15 protein-coding genes are annotated in these 16,813 nt (G+C 74.4%); 1 reads left to right on the forward strand and 14 read right to left on the reverse strand.

Going from position 1 to position 16,813, the window contains the following annotated elements; translation table 11 throughout:
* Window positions 1-86: 86 nt before the first annotated feature.
* The 13 genes from ACZ42X_RS00725 to ACZ42X_RS00785 form a co-directional block, all read right to left on the reverse strand.
* Window positions 87-281 (reverse strand): hypothetical protein, encoded by a 195-nt coding sequence (locus ACZ42X_RS00725; protein WP_355361474.1) that lies wholly within the window; start codon window positions 279-281, stop codon window positions 87-89.
* A 125-nt stretch (window positions 282-406) separates the two neighbouring features.
* A complete protein-coding gene (locus ACZ42X_RS00730; protein WP_468282574.1) occupies window positions 407-1,318 on the reverse strand; it encodes a phosphatidylinositol-specific phospholipase C/glycerophosphodiester phosphodiesterase family protein in 912 nt (303 codons plus the stop codon).
* Between the two features lie 109 nt (window positions 1,319-1,427).
* A complete protein-coding gene (locus ACZ42X_RS00735) occupies window positions 1,428-2,300 on the reverse strand; it encodes an ANTAR domain-containing protein (RefSeq protein ID WP_468282578.1) in 873 nt (290 codons plus the stop codon).
* Window positions 2,301-2,397: 97 nt separating this feature from the next.
* Window positions 2,398-3,060 (reverse strand): ABC transporter ATP-binding protein, encoded by a 663-nt coding sequence (locus ACZ42X_RS00740; protein ID WP_468282580.1) that lies wholly within the window; start codon window positions 3,058-3,060, stop codon window positions 2,398-2,400.
* Entirely contained in the window at window positions 3,053-3,985 is a 933-nt protein-coding gene (locus tag ACZ42X_RS00745; RefSeq protein ID WP_468284076.1) for an ABC transporter ATP-binding protein, read from the reverse strand. Before ACZ42X_RS00745 ends, ACZ42X_RS00740 begins: the two co-directional genes overlap by 8 nt.
* Window positions 3,986-4,008: 23 nt before the next feature.
* Window positions 4,009-4,875, reverse strand: a complete 867-nt coding sequence (locus tag ACZ42X_RS00750; protein WP_468282583.1) for an ABC transporter permease — start codon at window positions 4,873-4,875, stop codon at window positions 4,009-4,011.
* Window positions 4,868-5,833 carry an ABC transporter permease gene (locus ACZ42X_RS00755; protein ID WP_468284078.1) on the reverse strand — a complete coding sequence of 322 codons (966 nt, stop codon included), beginning with the start codon at window positions 5,831-5,833 and terminating at the stop codon, window positions 4,868-4,870. The genes ACZ42X_RS00750 and ACZ42X_RS00755 overlap by 8 nt, the downstream gene beginning before the upstream one ends.
* A gap of 38 nt (window positions 5,834-5,871) precedes the next feature.
* On the reverse strand, window positions 5,872-7,476 hold the full coding sequence (locus ACZ42X_RS00760) for an ABC transporter substrate-binding protein (protein WP_468282586.1): 1,605 nt from the start codon (window positions 7,474-7,476) through the stop codon (window positions 5,872-5,874).
* Between the two features lie 87 nt (window positions 7,477-7,563).
* Window positions 7,564-8,676, reverse strand: coding sequence for an acyl-CoA dehydrogenase family protein (locus ACZ42X_RS00765; RefSeq protein WP_468282589.1), 1,113 nt, complete (start codon window positions 8,674-8,676; stop codon window positions 7,564-7,566).
* Complete coding sequence (locus tag ACZ42X_RS00770; RefSeq protein ID WP_468282592.1) at window positions 8,655-9,842, reverse strand: acyl-CoA dehydrogenase family protein; 1,188 nt, start codon at window positions 9,840-9,842, stop codon at window positions 8,655-8,657. Before ACZ42X_RS00770 ends, ACZ42X_RS00765 begins: the two co-directional genes overlap by 22 nt.
* Window positions 9,839-10,828, reverse strand: a complete 990-nt coding sequence (locus tag ACZ42X_RS00775; protein ID WP_468282595.1) for an NADPH:quinone oxidoreductase family protein — start codon at window positions 10,826-10,828, stop codon at window positions 9,839-9,841. The genes ACZ42X_RS00770 and ACZ42X_RS00775 overlap by 4 nt, the downstream gene beginning before the upstream one ends.
* A gap of 135 nt (window positions 10,829-10,963) precedes the next feature.
* Complete coding sequence (locus ACZ42X_RS00780; protein ID WP_468282598.1) at window positions 10,964-11,719, reverse strand: PIG-L deacetylase family protein; 756 nt, start codon at window positions 11,717-11,719, stop codon at window positions 10,964-10,966.
* Window positions 11,720-11,842: 123 nt separating this feature from the next.
* Complete coding sequence (locus ACZ42X_RS00785; RefSeq protein ID WP_468282601.1) at window positions 11,843-13,153, reverse strand: alpha/beta fold hydrolase; 1,311 nt, start codon at window positions 13,151-13,153, stop codon at window positions 11,843-11,845.
* Window positions 13,154-13,446: 293 nt separating this feature from the next.
* Here ACZ42X_RS00785 and ACZ42X_RS00790 point away from each other — a divergent pair, with 293 nt between their 5' ends.
* On the forward strand, window positions 13,447-16,170 hold the full coding sequence (locus ACZ42X_RS00790; protein WP_468282604.1) for a SpoIIE family protein phosphatase: 2,724 nt from the start codon (window positions 13,447-13,449) through the stop codon (window positions 16,168-16,170).
* Between the two features lie 25 nt (window positions 16,171-16,195).
* Here the strand turns inward: ACZ42X_RS00790 and ACZ42X_RS00795 are convergent, their stop codons facing one another.
* Entirely contained in the window at window positions 16,196-16,534 is a 339-nt protein-coding gene (locus ACZ42X_RS00795) for a transglycosylase family protein (RefSeq protein WP_361429797.1), read from the reverse strand.
* Window positions 16,535-16,813: the final 279 nt, after the last annotated feature.

Below are 16,813 nucleotides of genomic sequence, written 5' to 3' on the forward strand. Positions count from 1 at the left end.
GTGCACATCAGGGCGCTCCCTGAAGACCATTCAGCCACGCGCTTTCCGCCAGTCGCAGCTCTCCGGCCTCCTGACGTGAGACGCGGCTACGGCTTGAGGCTGCTGACCACGTCGGCCGTGGCGGAGACGCCGTTGTAGATGGTCGGGGCCAGGCTGGTGCTCGCCATGAAGAAGCCGAGCAGAGCGCAGACCAGCGCGTGGGAGAGCTTCAGGCCTCCGTTGCGCAGGAAGATCACCGCCAGGACCAGCAAAAGCAGCACCACGGAGACGGATACGGCCATGTGTCGCCCTCCTCGGCCAGTTGCCGCGTGGGGTGTGCGGCATTCGGCGGCCAGTCTGGCGGAGCGGGGGCGCCGTACGGCCGTACGGCACGTCGGCCGAACGGGTATTAACCGGCCGCGACCCGTTACGCGGCGCCCGTACCGGTCCCCTTGCCGTTCCCGCCGCCGTCCGTACGCCGCAGGAAGGCCGCGAGCCCGGCGAGGTCGTCGGTGTTGAGGTGGTCGACGCCGGCGGCGAGCAGCTCCGTCCAGAGGGCGTCGCGGGCCGCTCCCGGGTGGTCCGGGGTGGCCCAGAACCGTATGCGCTGTCCGGCCCGGTGCGCGGCGGTGACGAGGGCGTGGAGGCGGGCCCGCTCGGCCGCGGGGAAGGGGCCGGTGCCCTGCCAGGTGAAGCCCTGGTTCCAGTTGGCGCTGATCAGCGGGACGAAGGAGGCCGGGGCAGTGGTGCCGAGGTCGTCCAGGCGGCCGTCGTAGAAGGCGTACCGCACGGGTTGCGCCTCCATGGGGGCGCGGGCCGCGCGGTCGCCCGAGACGACGGCCGTGACGGCGCCGGGCCGTACGGTGCTGTGCGCGCAGGTGCTCAGCATGCGCCGGTACGGGGCGAGTTGGCGGTGCAGTGCGCGGTAGGCGGCCGCGCCGTCCGCCTTGATGTCGATGAGCAGCTGCACGGGCTCGCGGTAACCGGCGTACACCGTCCCGTGGTTGGCCCTCACGCGCGCGAGCAGCGGATCGAGGTACAGGGAGCGGAGCGTACGGGTGGGGTCGAGCTGCCAGGGCTCGTGGGCGACGAGCAGGTCGGCGCCGACCAGGAAGACATCCGCCTCGACGCTGGTGAAGCCGTGTGCGAGGGCGTCGTGGAGCGGGCGCTGGTGGAGGTAGTCGTTGTGCGCGTGGGCGCGGCGCAGCGGCCTGACGGGCGCCGCCCGGTGCGCGGCGGCGGCCCGCTGTGCGGGCAGGACACCCCCTAAGGGGACGGTGGCCGCTGCGGTGAGCGTGGTGAAGGCGGCGACGGCGGACCGGCGGGACAGTGGCGCCATGAGGACCTCCCGGGCTACTAGGGGGACGGTGCCGAGTATGCGGCGCCGTCCGGACAACCGGGTTGCCTCGCTCGCAGTTGGCCGACGGGGCACGCGTGCGCGGGCGTCCTCACCGGCGCCGGGCGCGTGTCATGCCGGGGTGACGTGCCACGGCGTGCAGGTACTCGAGCGCGTCGAGGACCACCGTGCGGTCGTACCAGTCCAGCCAGCGCCCCACCTGGCGGCCGGTCCGGTCCAGGGCCTTGAGCTGGGCGGCGTGGAGCTCCTGGATGGGGCGTGCGAAGTGGGCGGAGACCATCCCGATGCAGCGGCCGTCGCTCACCAGGGGCACGCTGTGCACGGAGCGGCTGCCCGCGTCGAGGACCGCCTGGCGGGCGTCCTCGGTGAACACCGGGGCGGTGGCGACGTCGCGGACGGTGAGCTGGGTCATGTCCCGCGCCGCCTGCGCACAGGCGGTGCCGTCGTCGCCGACGTACTGGAAGAAGCTCACGAACTCCTCGCTCAGCCCCTCGTGCTTCTCCAGCCACAGTCCGCCCGTGGCGTGGTCCCCGATCTGCACGTTGCCCATGTCCGTGGCCGTGACCGCCAGCGTCTGCGAGAGCGTCGCCTGGAGCACGGCGCTGCGGTGCGCGCGTGCCGCGTCGTCGATGGCGAGGAGGTCCAGGCTCGGAGCGGGGCGCCGGGCCCGGCCCGGGAACCAGCACTCCGCCCCGTGGTCCGGCCGGTCCAGCCGCACCACGGCCTCGGCGAGGGTGCGCAGCTTGACGTTGAAGCGCTGCGAGGCGTGCTGCATCAGCGCGAACGCGGCCTCCGCGTCCGCCAGCCGGTAGCGCTCGCGGAGGATGCCCTGCGCCTGGGCGATCAGGGGGCGGTTACGGGCCTGGACACGCAGGTGCCGCAGTTCGCCACGCAGCCGCGCCAGCTCGTCCAGGGGGCTCGTGCCGTCGGTGTCCCACGCACCGGGCTGGGGGGTGTCGGTCATGGAGGCGCGCCTGCCCCGGTCCGCGCGGATCACACTGTGTGGTCACTCACGGGGGTGGTCCAGCACCACTCGAAGGGCACGTCGAGCCAGCCGCTGGTCACGCCCCGTTCACACACTCCGCCCAGTCGACCGTACGGTCGCACCAGCGCTCCAGCAGGACCCGGTCGTGGCCGACGGCGAGGAGTCCGGCGCCGTGCTCACGGCGGTACGCCTCGACGACGGCGACCAGCGCGGCGGTCGTGGAGGCGTCGAGCATGGCGGTCATCTCGTCGCAGACCAGCCAGCGCGGGCGCAGCACCAGCGCGCGGGCGAGGCAGGCGCGCTGGAGCTGGCCGTCGCTGACCTCGTGCGGGCGGCGGGCGAGCAGGTCGTCGGTGAGGCCCACCGTGCGGGCCAGCTCGGCCGTGCGGTCCTCGGCCCCGGCGCGGCGGCCGGTGGCGCGCAGCGGCTCGGCGATCAGGTCGCGCAGCCGCAGCCGGGGGTCCGCGGACAGCCGGGGCTGCTGGAAGACGACGCCGATGGCGGTGCGCAGCTCGCGCGGCGCGCGGTGGCGCCAGCCGCGTACGGGCTCGCCGTCGACGGTGACGCGGCCCGCGTCCGGGCGGTGCAGCAGTGCGGCGACCCGGGCGAGGGTCGACTTGCCGCAGCCGCTGGGGCCGAGGAGGCCGACGGACTCGCCGGGTGCGAGGGTCAGGGAGGCGTCGCGGAAGACGGGCGTGCGCGGGTCGTATCCGGCGGTGACGGCGTCGAGTTCAAGCACGGGTCGGCTCCTCGGCGGCCGCGGTGTGGGCGTGGTGGCAGGCGACGCCGTCCTGGAAGCGCGGCACCGTCCCGCAGGCGTCCGTCGCGCGGTCGCAGCGGGCGGCGAAGGCGCAGCCGTCGGGCAGGGCGCCCAGCTCCGGGGGCAGGCCCGGGATGGGGGTGAAGTCCCGCTCGGGGAGGGCGGCGAGCAAGCCGCGCGCGTACGGGTGGCGGGGGCCGGGGGCGCCGAAGAAGCGGTCGGCGGCGGTGAGTTCCACGATCCGGCCGGCGTACATCACGGCGACCCGGTCGGCGATCCGCTCGGCGGCGGCCAGGTCGTGAGTGATCAACAGCAGTGCGCGGCCCTCGTCGGCGTGGCGGCGCAGTTCGTCCACGGTGCGGTCGACCAGGTCGCGGTCGAGGCCGGTGGTCGGCTCGTCGGCGAGCAGCAGCGGCGCGTCGCCGACGAGCGCGAGGGCGGTGGCGGCGCGCTGTGCCTGGCCGCCGGAGAGTTCGTGCGGATGGTGGTCCAGGAGGCCGGGCGGGAAGGAGGCCCGTTCCGCGGCCGCGACGGCCGCCGCGCGGAGGTCCGCCCGCGGTGTGCCGGCCAGCTCGCGCAGGGTCTCCTCCAGCTGCGCCCGTACGGTGCGTACGGGGGTGAGGTGCGCGGCCGGGGACTGCGGTACGAGGCCGATGCGCCGGCCCCGTACCGTACGGGCGAGGACGCGCTCGTCGGCGGAGAGCACGTCGATGCCGTCGATCACCGCCGTGCCGGCGGTCTGCGCGTTGCCGGGCAGCAGGCCGAGCAGGGCGGAGGCGAGGACGGACTTGCCGCAGCCGCTCTCGCCGACGAGGGCGAGGCACTCCCCCGCCGCCAGGTCGAAGCTCGCGCCGCTGACGGCGGCGACGTGGCGGCCGCCGCGCATCCGGAAGCGTACGGACATCTCCCGTACAGACAGGACGGGGCTCACAGCATCAGCTCCGATCGGCGGCGCGGGTTGAGCCGTTCCCGCCAGGCACCGGCCAGGCCGGCGATGGCGAGCGTCGGGATGATCAGGAACAGGCCGGGGAAGAGCGTCGGCCACCAGTCGCCGGCGAGCAGCGAACCGCGCGCCGTCTGCACCAGGTTGCCGAGGCTCGCCTGGTGGGGCGGCAGGCCCAGCCCCAGGAAGGACAGTGCCGACTCGTGCCACATGGCGTGCGGCACCATCAGCACAGCCGCGAGCCCCGCCTGCGGCAACACCGCGGGCAGCAGATGCCGGACGGTCACGCGCCACCGCGAGGCGCCGCCCGAGACCGCCGCGTCGATGTAGGGGCGCGAGCGCAGTGACAGCACCTCGGAGCGGACGATCCGGGCGGTGGACAGCCAGTGCGTGAGCGCGACGGAGACGATGACGGGCCACACGCCGGGGCGGAACATCGCCACGATGAAGATGCCGAGCAGCAGGTGCGGTACGGAGGCGAAGGTGTCGACGAGCCGCATGAGGAGCCGGTCGGTCCAGCCGCCGAAGGCGGCGGCGGCCGCGCCCACGGCCGTGCCGATGACGGTGGCGACGAGCGCCGCGACGAGCCCGACGAGGAGCGAGACGCGCAGCCCGTACACGCAGCGCAGGAGCAGGTCGCGGCCGACGTCGTCGGTGCCGAAGGGGTGGGCCCAGGACGGCGGCTGGAGCTTCAGCGACAGGTCGACGGCCTGCTGGTCGAGCCGCACCAGCGGCGGTACGACGAGCACGGCGAGGACGACCGCCGCGACGATCACGGCGGAGACCGCGACCCGTACGGTGCGGGTGGAGCGGCGGGTGCGCCCATGGGAGCGCCAGAGGACGTCAGCCATCGAAGCCCACCCTCGGGTCGGCGAGCCCGTACAGCAGGTCGGAGAGGAGGTTGCCCAGCAGCACCGCGGCCGTGGCGAGCACGGTGAGTGCGGCGAGGAGCGGGAAGTCGACGGAGGTGGCGGCCTGCACGGTGGCGGCCGCGATGCCCGGCCAGCTGAAAACCGACTCAACAAGCAAGGCGCCCGTGATCAGCTCCGGCACGCGTGAACCGATGAGCGTGAGCATCGGCAGCATCCCGGACCGCAGCGCGTGCCCGAGCAGCACGGTCCGCTCCCCGAGGCCGCGCGCGCGTGCGCCGCGCACCGGGTCCTCGTCGAGCGCGTCGGCGACGCCCTGCCGTACGTAGAGGAAGAACCACGGCAGTTGGGAGACGCCCAGCACGAGCGCGGGGAGGACCAGGTGGGAGGCGACCTGCTGGAAGGTGACGGTGTCGCTGGCGGTGTCGGTGAGACCGCCGGCCGGCAGGACGCCCAGTTCGAGCGCGAAGAACCAGATGGCGAGCAGCCCGAGCCAGAAGGCGGGGGCGGCTTCCAGGGTGTACGCGGCGGAGGTGGCGCACCGGTCGAGCCAGCCGCCCTGCCGCCGTGCCGCGAGCACGCCCAGGCCGGTGCCGAGGAGGATGGCGACGGCGAAGGCGGTGGCGGCGAGCAGCACGGACCAGCCGATGCGTTCGCCGATGACGTCGGCGACGGGCTGGCGCATGACGCTGGAGTCGCCGAGGTCGCCGGTGACGGCGGAGGTGAGCCAGTCCCACCAGCGCGGGACGAGCGGCTGGTCGACGCCGAGGTTGGCGCGCAGCTGGTCGAGGTTCTCCTGGGAGGCGGTGAGTCCGGCGGTGCCGGCGTACGCCTTGACGGGGTCGAAGGGGGAGGCTGCGGCGACGGCGAAGACGCCGAACGTCACGACGAGGAGGACGGGGACGGCGAACAGCGCCCGCCGCCCCGCCATCCGGGCCATCGCCCCCCAGGGGAGGCGACGGCCGGCCTGCTTGTCGGTCACTTCTTCGGGGTCCAGTCCTCGACGTTCCACCAGGGGCCGGCGGCGAGGCCGTGGTCGTGCGGCTCGACCTGCGTGGACAGTCCGTCCCAGAAGGTGGTGAGGACGTACACGTGGTCGATGTGGGTGAGGAAGGTGTAGCCGGGGTTCTTCACCAGCTCGCGCTGGACGGTGTCGTAAGCGGCCTTCCGGGCGGCCTTGTCGTTGGTCCTGCGGCCGTCGTCCAGGGCCTTGTCGACGGCCGGGTTGTCGTACCAGGCCATGTTGTTGAAGCCGTCGCCGCCGAGGGAGGACTTCAGCAGCAGGTACTGGTCGAAGTCGGGGTCGCCGGGCGAGCCGCCGCCCGCGAGGACCGCGTCCTGCTTCATGCGCGGCTGGATGACCTCCCATGTGCCGGCCTGGGTGGTGATGTCGATGCCGGCCTTCTTGGCGTCGGAGGCGTAGGCGAGGGCGTGGTCCTGGCGGAGCTTGTCGCCGGAGAGGTACCAGAGCGGGAAGGCGGCGCGGACGCCGTCCTTGACGCGGATGCCGTCGGGGCCGGGCTTCCAGCCCGCCTCGTCGAGGATCTTCTTCGCCTGGCCCAGGTCGTGGGGGCGCTCGGTGCCCTTGGTGAACCACTCGCTGTCGGTGGGGACCGGGCCGTAGGCGGGCTTGCCGGCGCCTTCGAGGATCTTGTCGACCATGGCCTGGCGGTCGACGGCGACGTCGAGGGCGCGGCGGATGGCGGTGTCGCCGGTGACCTCGTTGTGGGTGGGCAGGGTCACGGTCCGGTAGTCGTACGTCGTGGCCTCGTAGGTCTTCTTGCCGCCGTCGTTCTTGAAGCCCTTGGCGAGGTTGGGCGGCAGGATCGCGCCGTCGAGGTCGCCGGAGCGCAGGCGGGTGGCGCGGACGTCGTCGTCCTTGATGATCGCCATGGTGAACTTCTCCACCTTCGGCGCGCCGCCCCAGTAGTGGGGGTTGGCCTTGAAGCTGAGCTTCTCGCCCTTGGACCAGCCGGTGAGGACATACGGGCCGGTGCCGATGGGCTTGGTGGTGAAGGGGCCGGAGTTGACGTCCTGCCTGGCCGCGATGTGCTCGGGGGCGATGGCGAGGACCGTGCGCTCGGCGAAGGGCGCGTACGGGTACTTGAGCGTGAAGACGACGGTGTCGTCGCCGACCGCCTTGACGTCCTTGAGGGCGTCGAGCTCGGTCTTCGAGGGGTTGTTCGTCTTGGCGTCGAGGATCGTCCGGTAGGTGAAGACGACGTCCTTGGCGCTGAACGGCTTGCCGTCGCTGAAGGTGACGCCCTTGCGGAGCTTGTACGTGTACGTCAGGCCGTCCGCGCTCACCTCGGGCAGCTCGGCGGCGAGGGCGGGCTGGAGCTTCATGTCGCCGTCGAAGGCGAGGAGCCCGTCGAAGATCTTGGAGTTGCCGTCCTTGCCGTAGCCGAGGAGGGGGCTGAGCGTCTCGGGCTCGTACGCGATGCCGACGACCGCGCTCTCCCCGGCGCCGTGGTTCTTCTCCCCGGGGGTGGGGTTGGAGCAGGCCGCCGCGGTGAGGGCCAGGGCCCCGGCCAGCGTCGCGGCGGCCGTGCCGCGTATGGCGCGTATGGATCGGGCGGTCATGGTCCGCACCCCTCTTGAAGATCGGATGTTGTTGCGAGCGATTCGCAATTAAACATCATGTAGAGGGGTGGGCACCTACCGCGGTCCTTACCCGGCCCTCTCGGGGGCGGGAAGGTCCACCAGCTTGGCGAGGGTGCGCTTGTGGTGCCCCGCCGAACCGAGCGCGATCTGGTCGGCCTTGGCCCGCTTGAGGTAGAGGTGCGCGGGGTGTTCCCAGGTCATGCCGATGCCGCCGTGCAGCTGGACGCACTCCTCGGCGGCGCGCACCGCGACGCGCGAGCAGTACACCTGGGCGACGGCCACGGCGAGCGGTGCGCCGGGGCCGGCGGTGGCGAGCGCGTCGGCGGCGCTCCGGGCGGCGGCCCGGGCGCCCGCGACGTCCAGCCAGAGCTGCGCCATGCGGTGCTTGAGCGCCTGGAAGGAGCCGACGGGGCGGTTGAACTGGTGGCGCTCGCGGGTGTGCCGGACCGTCTCCTCCAGGCACCACTCGGCCACGCCGAGCTGCTCGGAGGCGAGCAGGCCGGCCCCGGCGAGCAGGCCGCGGCGGACGGCCGCGCGGGCGGCGTCGGCGTCCGCGAGGCGGGTGCCGCCGGCGCCGGCGGTCACGGTGGCGAGGGGCCGGGTCAGGTCCAGCGGGGTCTGCGGCACGATCTCGGCGTCGGCGGCGTCGACCGCGTACAGCCCGTCGGGGCGCACCACGAGCAGGACGTCGGCGCGGACGGCGTCGGCGACCCCGGAGACCGGCCCCGGGACGGCCCCGGAGGCGCCGGTCGCCATGGTGACCGGGTCGTCGCCGGGCCCGGCGGCGAGCGGGACGGCGAGGACCGCGACCTTGCGGCCGGCGGCCAGCTCCGCCAGGAGGTCCCGGGCGTCGACGGCCAGCAGCGTCTCGGTCGCGACGACCGCGCTGGTGAGGTACGGCGCGGGCGTGACCGCGCGGCCCAGCTCCTCCAGGACGACGGCGGCCTCGCGGTGCGTGGCGCCCTGTCCGCCGGACTTCTCGGGGACGAGGAGCCCGGCCGCGCCCATGCCGGCGGCGAGTCCCTGCCAGACGGCGGGGTCGTACGGCGTGCCCGCCTCGACGCGCGCGGGCAGGGCGGCCGGGTCGGCGCGGCCGGCGAGGAGGGACCGTACGGCGGCCCGGAGGTCGTTCTCCTCCTCGGTGTACAGCAGGTCCGTCATCGCGCCAGGTCCTTCCATGCGACGTCCTTGTCGTTGCGCGGCTCGGCGGGCAGGCCGAGGACGCGTTCCGCGACGATGTTGAGGAGCACCTCGCTCGTGCCGCCCTCGATGGAGTTGCCCTTGGAGCGGAGGTAGCGGTAGCCGGCGTCGCGGCCGGTGAAGTCGACGAGTTCGGGGCGGCGCATGGTCCAGTCCCCGTACAACAGGCCCTCCTCGCCGAGGAGTTCCACCTCCAGGCCGCTGATCTCCTGGTTGAGGCGGGCGAAGGCGAGCTTCATGCCGCTGCCCTCGGGGCCGGGCTGGCCAAGGGCGAGCTGCTGGCGCAGCCGCTCGCCGGTCAGCCGGGCGACCTCGGCGTCCACCCACAGGTCGAGCAGGCGCTGGTGGAGGTCGTGGGTGCGCAGCTCGGGGCGGTCGCGCCAGGTGCGCGCGACGGTTGCGATCATGCCGCCCTCGCGCGGGATGCGGGCGCCGCCGATGGCGACCCGCTCGTTGTTCAGCGTGGTCTGGGCGACCTTCCACCCCTCGCCGACCTCGCCGAGGCGGTGCGCGTCGGGGATGCGGACGTCGGTGAGGAAGACCTCGTTGAACTCCGCCTCGCCGGTGATCTGGCGCAGCGGCCGCACCTCGACGCCCGGGTCGGTCATGTCGCACAGGAAGTAGGTGATGCCCCGGTGCTTGGGCACGTCGGGGTCGGTACGGGCGATGAGGATCGCCCAGCGGGCCACGTGGGCGCTGGAGGTCCACACCTTCTGCCCGTTGACCACCCAGTCGCCCCCGCCCCCGTCCCGGACCGCGCGGGTGGCGAGCGCGGCGAGGTCGGAGCCGGCGCCGGGCTCGCTGAACAGCTGGCACCAGACCTCCTCCCCCAGCCACAGGGGGCGCAGGAAGCGGCGCTTCTGCTCCTCGGTGCCGTACGCGAGGATCGTCGGGGCCGCCATGCCGAGCCCGATGCCGATGCGGCGCGGGTCGTTGTCGGGCGCTCCGGCGGCCGCCAGCTCGGCGTCGACGACGGCCTGGAGGGAGCGCGGCGCGTCGAGGCCGCCGAGGCCGACGGGGTAGTGGACCCAGGCGAGCCCGGCGTCGAAGCGGGCCGCGAGGAAGTCGGCGCGGTCGGTGGTGGCGGGCGGGTGGGCCTTCAGCAACGCGCGCGTGCGTGCGCGCAGTTCGGCGGCGTCGGTCACTTGGCGGCTCCTTCCGTGAGGGCTTCCCCTGCGGCCGGGAGGACGACGAGGCGACCCGTCGTGGTGCCGTCGGCGACGCGCTGCACGGCGGCCGCCGCGTCCGCGAAGGCGACCCGGTCGCTGATCAGCGGCTTGATCAGGCCCTTGGCGGCGTACTCGGTGAGCGTGTCGTGGCAGCGGCGGACGGCCTCGGGGTCCTTCTGGTTGTACAGGCCCCAGTGCAGGCCGAGGATCGAGTAGTTCTTGACGAGGGCGTGGTTGAGGGCGGGCGCCGGGATGTCGCCGCTCGCGAAGCCGACGACGACGATCCGGCCCTCGAACGCCACGCACTTGGCGGACTTGGCGTACGCGTCGCCGCCGACCGGGTCGTAGACGACGTCGGCGCCCCGGCCGCCGGTGGCGTCCTTCACGGCGGCGACGATGTCGTCGGTACGCCGGTCGATGACCAGGTCACAGCCGAGTTCACGGGCGACGGCGGCCTTGTCGGCGCCGCCGACGACGCCGATGACGGTGGCGCCGGCCGCCTTGCCGAGCTGTACGGCGGCGCTGCCGACCCCGCCCGCGGCGGCGTGGACGAGGAGCGTCTCCCCCTCGCGGAGCCCGGCCCTGCGGTGCAGTCCGAAGAAGCCGGTCTGGTAGCCGATGTGGAGGGCGGCGGCCTCGGCGTCGTCGAGGGCGGCGGGCGCGGGCAGCACCGCGGCCGCGTCGGCGACGGCGTACTCGGCGAGGCCGCCGTACGGCAGCGCGGGCGTGGCGATCACGCGGCGGCCGTCCTCGGTCTCGCCGCAGACCTCCACGCCGGGCGTGAACGGCAGAGGCGGGCGCACCTGGTAGTGGCCCCGGCACAGCAGCGCGTCCGGGAAGTTGATGTTGGCGGCCCGGACCTTCAGCAGCAGCTGCCCCTCGCCGGGCGTGGGCCGGTCCACCTCGTCGAGCCGCATCACCTCGCTCGGCTCACCGTTCCGGTGTACGCGCCATGCCTGCATGCGGGCCTCCACTAGGGGTCGGACGGAACCACGATGGAGCGCATACTAAGCGGTCGCTTGCCCGTCGGGGAAGAGGCGGGCCCCGGTGGCGCACCCGCCCACCGGGGCCTTGGGGTGTGTCGCGACAGGGGTACGTCAGCGGCCGAAGACCTCGAAGGTCACGGCCGGGCGCCCGCCGAACCGCGCCGCGGCGGCCTGCGCGTTGCCGGTGAGGAAGGCACGGACGTACTCCTCCGGGTCCTGGTCCGTCAGCGCCTCGATGTACGCGCGGTGCTCCAGCAGCGAGCGCACGGCACGCTCCAGGCCGGGTGTCGCGTCCACGGCGTGGGTGGGGCTGACGGAGCCGGCGACCGCCACCCAGCGCACCCCGTCCCACGGCTGGAGGCCCTGCTCGACGAGCTCGGGGAAGATCCAGCGGTTGCCCGCGTCGGCCGCCGCATCGAGCGTGGCGCGGCCGACGGCGACGTGGTCCGGGGTGTTCCAGGCGACACCGCCCCAGGTGTCGCGGTGGTTGAGGGTGATGACGAGCTCGGGGCGGTGGCGGCGGATCGCGGCGGCGATGTCCCGGCGCAGCCCGAGGCCGTACTCCACGACCCCGTCCTTGTGGTCGAGGAACTCCACCTCCGAGACGCCGACGACCGCCGCGCTGGCCCGCTGCTCCCGTTCCCGCAGCGGCCCGCAGGTCGCGGGGTCGATGGTGTCGATGCCCGCCTCGCCGCGCGTCGCGAGGACGTACGTCACCTCGCGCCCGGCGTCGGTCCAGGCGGCGACGGCGGCGGCGCATCCGTATTCGAGGTCGTCGGGGTGGGCGACGACGGCGAGGGCGCGCTGCCAGTCCTCGGGCATGGGCTGGAGCTGGGCGGCCGGTCCACCGGTTGCTTGATCAGTCATGGGCGCAGGATACGGGCGGGGCCGACCGGCGCCGACGCCCCGTCAGGTCTCCGTCAGAGCGCGCCGTCAGGTCTCCGTCAAGTCGCCGTCAGAGCGCGCCGTCAGGTCACCGTCAGACCGCCGTCAGATCTCGTTGCGCGCCAGGGCGAGCAGCCGGTCCAGGACGCGGTGGCCGCCCGCGCGGAGCCCGTCGTGTTCGAACTCGTCGGTCACCCACGTCCGCAGGCCCCGGATCGTCCGCGCGGTGGCGAGCGAGTGCGCCGTGTCGACGTACAGGTCGTCGTGGTACACGGCGGCGGCGACCGGTACGGCGGTGGCGGCGAGGCGCTCGGCGTCGTACAGCGGCGTCCAGTCCTCGCGGGCGGCGAGCAGGCCGGCGGTCTCGCGCAGGGGCCGCAGGGCCGGGTCGGTGTCGAAGTGCCAGGGGTGGATGGTCTCGCCGGTGAAGAGCAGCGGCCCGTCCCCCTCCAGGGCCTTGGCGGCGTCGAACTCCGGGAACTCCCCGCGTACCCGCTCGGCCGCCCACGCCGTGGGGCCCTGGCCGCGCGCGGGGCCCTGGGCGTAGATGGCCTCGTGCAGCAGGGCGTACAGCGGGTGCGCCGCGAACGACAGCGCCGCCCGCACCTCCTCCTGGAAGGCGTCGGAGAGGACCGGGCCGCCGGCGCCGCGGACGAAGGCGTTCTCCAGCAGGTAGTGGAGGCGGTGGCTGCCGTCCCCGCCGCCGAGCAGGATGCCCAGCGACTGGAAGGCCTCCGGGGTCAGCAGGTGGCCGCCCGGCAGGACCGTGCGGTGCTCGGCGAGGTGGGCGGCGATACGGCGGGCGCGTTCGACGTCCTGCGGGTAGCGGGCGTAGTGGTCCTCGGCCTTGCGCCGCATGCGGGGGTAGGCGGCGCGGTAGACGTCGTCGGCGCGGGCGTCCAGCGAGGGCAGGCCGCCGGTGATGAGGACGGTCCGCAGGCCCTCCGGGGCGGCGGACAGGTAGTGGGTGGCGCAGAAGCCGCCGAAGCTCTGGCCGAGCACGGTCCAGGGGGCGCCGCCCGCCAGCCGCTGCCGGATCAGTTCGCAGTCCCGCACGATGGAGTCGGCGCGGAAGTGCGCAAGGTAGTCGGCCTGGGCGGCGGGGCCGCCGCACAGGGGCAGGGTCTGCCGGTTGGCGGGGGTGGAGCGGCCGGTGCCGCGCTGGTCGAGGAGCAGCACCCGGAACTCCTGGACGGCGCGGCCCAGCCACGCCTGGGCACCGACGAAACGGCGGGCGCCGAAGCCGGGGCCGCCCTCCAGGTAGACCAGCCACGGCAGGTCGGCGCCCACCCTCCCGGAGGCCACGACCTCGCGGGCGTACAGCTCGATGTGCGCGCCGGAGGGGTCGCCGTGGTCGAGCGGGACGGTGAAGCGGTGGTCGGTGAGGACGACCCCGGGCTGGCGGTAGCTGGTCAACGCGGCTCCTGTCGCCTTCTGGCTGTGCGGTGGTACGCCGCCCAGTCCACCACAGGCCGAGACCCGCACTGACCAGGGGCCATGTGACCGGGGGCCTTCTGCTCGCCGCCCGCGCACCCGTACGGTGATCATGACCGTGTCCCGCATCGAGGTGGAGCCCCCGGGGCCCTTCCAGCGGTCCGGCTGCGCCGGCTCCCGGGGAGGCCGGCGGTGGGACCCGACGGTCCCCGGACGGGCCCGGACGCCCCCGCACGCGGTCGCTGCCCCCAGGGGTCCGATGCTAGAAATGGGGCATGAACGGACGTCTCGGACGACCCAGGCGCGTGTCGGGCGCCCGGCTCCGTTCCCTGCTGCGGGCCCGCAGCGTGGCCGGGCAGGTGCTGCTGCTCCAGGTCGTCGTCGCGGTGCTGCTGATCGTCGCCGCGGTGGTCGCGCTCGCATACCAGGAGCGGCACGACGGCGAGCAGGAGGCGAAGAGCCGGTCGCTCGCCGCCGCCGAGTCCTTCGCGGACGCCCCGGGCACCGCGCGGGCCCTGGCGTCGCCGGACCCGTCGGCCGCCCTGCGGGCGCACGCCGAGGAGGCGCGGCGCGGCGCGGGCGTGGACTTCTTCGTGGTGATGACACCGGACGGCACGCGCCTTGTCGACACCGACCCGTCGCTGGTCGGCACGCGTGCCGAGGGGGTCGAGCGGGCCGCCGGGGGCACGCCGTTCGCGGAGATCTTCGAAGGTGCCCCGAACGACGCGGCGCGGGCCGTCGTGCCCGTCGAGGGCCCGGACGGCGCGGTCGTGGGGCTGGTGAGCGCCGGGGTGGAGATCGAGAACGTCGGGGCGGCCGTCAACCGCCACCTGCCGGTGCTGCTCGTCTCCGCGGCCGGCGCGCTGGCCCTGGCCGTCGGCAGCTCCGCGCTGGTGAGCCGGCGGCTGAGCCGCCAGACGCACGGCCTGGGCCCCACCGAGATGACCCGGATGTACGAGCACCACAACGCCGTCCTGCACGCCGTGCGCGAGGGCGTGATCCTGATCGGCGGCGACGGCCGCCTGACGCTCGCCAACGACGAGGCGCGCAGGCTGCTGGAGCTGCCCGCGGCGGCCGAGGGGCGCCGCGTCACCGAGCTGGGTCTGGACGAGGGCATCGCGGAGCTGCTGGCCTCGGGCCGTACCGTCACGGACGAGGTGCACCTGGCCGCCGACCGGCTGCTGGCCGTGAACACCCGCCCCACGGCCCCGTACGGCGGCGCCTCCGGCACGGTCGCGACGCTCCGCGACACCACCGAGCTGCGCGCCCTGTCGGGTACGGCGGAGGTGGCCCGGGAGCGGCTGAAGCTGCTGTACGAGGCGGGGGTGCGGATCGGCACCACGCTGGACGTGCGGCGGACCGCCGAGGAGCTGTCGGAGGTGGCGGTCCCCCGGTTCGCGGACTTCGTCACGGTGGAGCTGCTGGACCCGGTGCTGCGCGGCGAGGAGCCGACCGACGAGCACACCGAGATGCGGCGCGCGGCCGTGAGCGGCATCCGCGAGGACCCGCCGCTGCAGCCGGTGGGCGACGTGATCAGGTTCGACGTGCCGACGACGCCGATGGCGGCGGCGCTGGCGACCGGGCACGCGGCGCTGGAGGCGGACCTGAGGGTGGCGCACGGCTGGCGGGCCCAGGACCCCGACGGGGCCGACACGGCGCTGGCGTACGGCATCCACTCGCTGATCGCGGTGCCCCTGCAGGCGCGGGGCGTGGTGATGGGCATGGCCAACTTCTGGCGCTCGGAGCGGCCCGAGCGGTTCGAGGAGGAGGACCTCGCCTTCGCGGAGGAGCTGGCCGCCCGCGCCGCCGTCGCGATCGACAACGCCCGCCGGTTCACCCGCGAGCACACCATGGCCGTCACCCTGCAGCGGAGCCTGCTGCCCCGGGTGCTGCCCGAGCAGGAGGCGCTGGAGGTCGCGTACCGCTATCTGCCCGCGCAGGCCGGGGTGGGCGGCGACTGGTTCGACGTGATCCCCCTGCCGGGCGCGCGGGTCGCGCTGGTGGTAGGCGATGTGGTGGGGCACGGCCTGCACGCCGCCGCCACGATGGGCCGGCTGCGTACGGCGGTGCACAACTTCTCGGCCCTGGACCTGCCGCCGGACGAGCTGCTGGGCCATCTGGACGAGCTGGTCTCCCGCATCGACGAGGAGGAGGCGGGCGACGGCAGCGGCGACGGCATCACGGGCGCCACCTGTCTGTACGCCATCTACGACCCGGTGTCCGGAAGCTGCAGCATGGCGACGGCCGGGCACTTCGCCCCGGCGCTGGTCATGCCGGACGGGACGGTGGATTTTCCCCCGGTGCCGGTCTTCCCGCCGCTGGGCCTCGGCGGCGGACCGTTCGAGACGGCGGAGATGCGGCTGCCGGAGGGCAGCCGGCTGGTGCTGTACACCGACGGCCTCATCGAGCACCGCGACCGTGACGTCGACACCGGTCTGCGGCTGCTGTGCGACACGCTGGCCGGGCACCGGGCGGACCGGACGGCGGAGGAGACCTGCCAGGCCGTCTTCAGCGCGATGCTGCCTCCGCACCGCAGGGACGACATCGCGCTGCTGGTGGCGCGCACCCGGCTGCTGGACCCGGACCGGGTGGCGGACTGGGACGTGCCCGCCGACCCCGCGGCCGTCGCGCCGGTACGCGCCGCGTGCGGCCGCCAGCTGGAGGCGTGGGGCCTGGGCGACATCGGGTTCACCACGGAGCTGATGCTCAGCGAACTGATCACCAACGCGATCCGGTACGGCTCCGAGCCCATCCACGTACGGCTGCTGCGCGAACGCAGCCTGATCTGCGAGGTGTCCGACGGCAGCAGCACCTCGCCGCACCTGCGGCGCGCGGCGACGACGGACGAGGGCGGGCGCGGACTGTACCTGGTGTCGCAGTTCGCGGGGCGGTGGGGGACGCGGTACACGCCCACGGGGAAGGTGATGTGGACGGAGCAGCCGCTGACCGGCGGACCGCAGCCGGTGGCGGAGCTGCTGCTCGACGACCTGTCGTGGTGACGGGGCCGGTCCGACGGGGCGGGCGCTACCCGCGGTGGGCGCAGCTCCAGGCGCCCATGCCCTGCTGGGCGGCGAGCCGCTTGGCGGTCGCGATCTGCTCGCTCCTGGTGGCGAGGTCCGCCCGGGGCGCGTACTTGCGGCCTCCCGCCGCCTCCCAGCTGGACTGGGTGAACTGCAGCCCGCCGTAGTGGCCGTTGCCCGTGTTGGCCTTCCAGTTGCCGCTGGACTCGCACTGCGCGATGGCGTCCCAGTCGACGCGCGGCGCCGCGTGGGCGGCGGCCGGGGCGGCGGGCGCGGCGAGCAGGACCGCGGCGTGGGCGGCGAGCACGGTCAGGAGCAGCGAGTTCGTACGACGACGGGACATGGGCGTCCTCTCCCTCGGGGACCTGCCACGGACGGGGCAGGGTGCTCCGACCGTAGAACCGGGTCCGGGAACCGGCACGCGCAGTTGCGCCCATCGGGCTGTTGTGGTCGATGTATCGACAATTCGCGCGCGGGGAGCGTCGGTCAGCGCGCCCGTACGGGGCGGGGCCAGGACACGGCGGTGGGGGGGGGGGGGGGGGGGGGGGGGGGGGGGGGGGGGGGGGGGGGAGGGGGGGGGGGGAGGGGGGGGGTGGGGGGAGGGGGGGGGGGGGAGGGTCGG

The organism is Streptomyces sp. NPDC030862 (assembly GCF_055571835.1).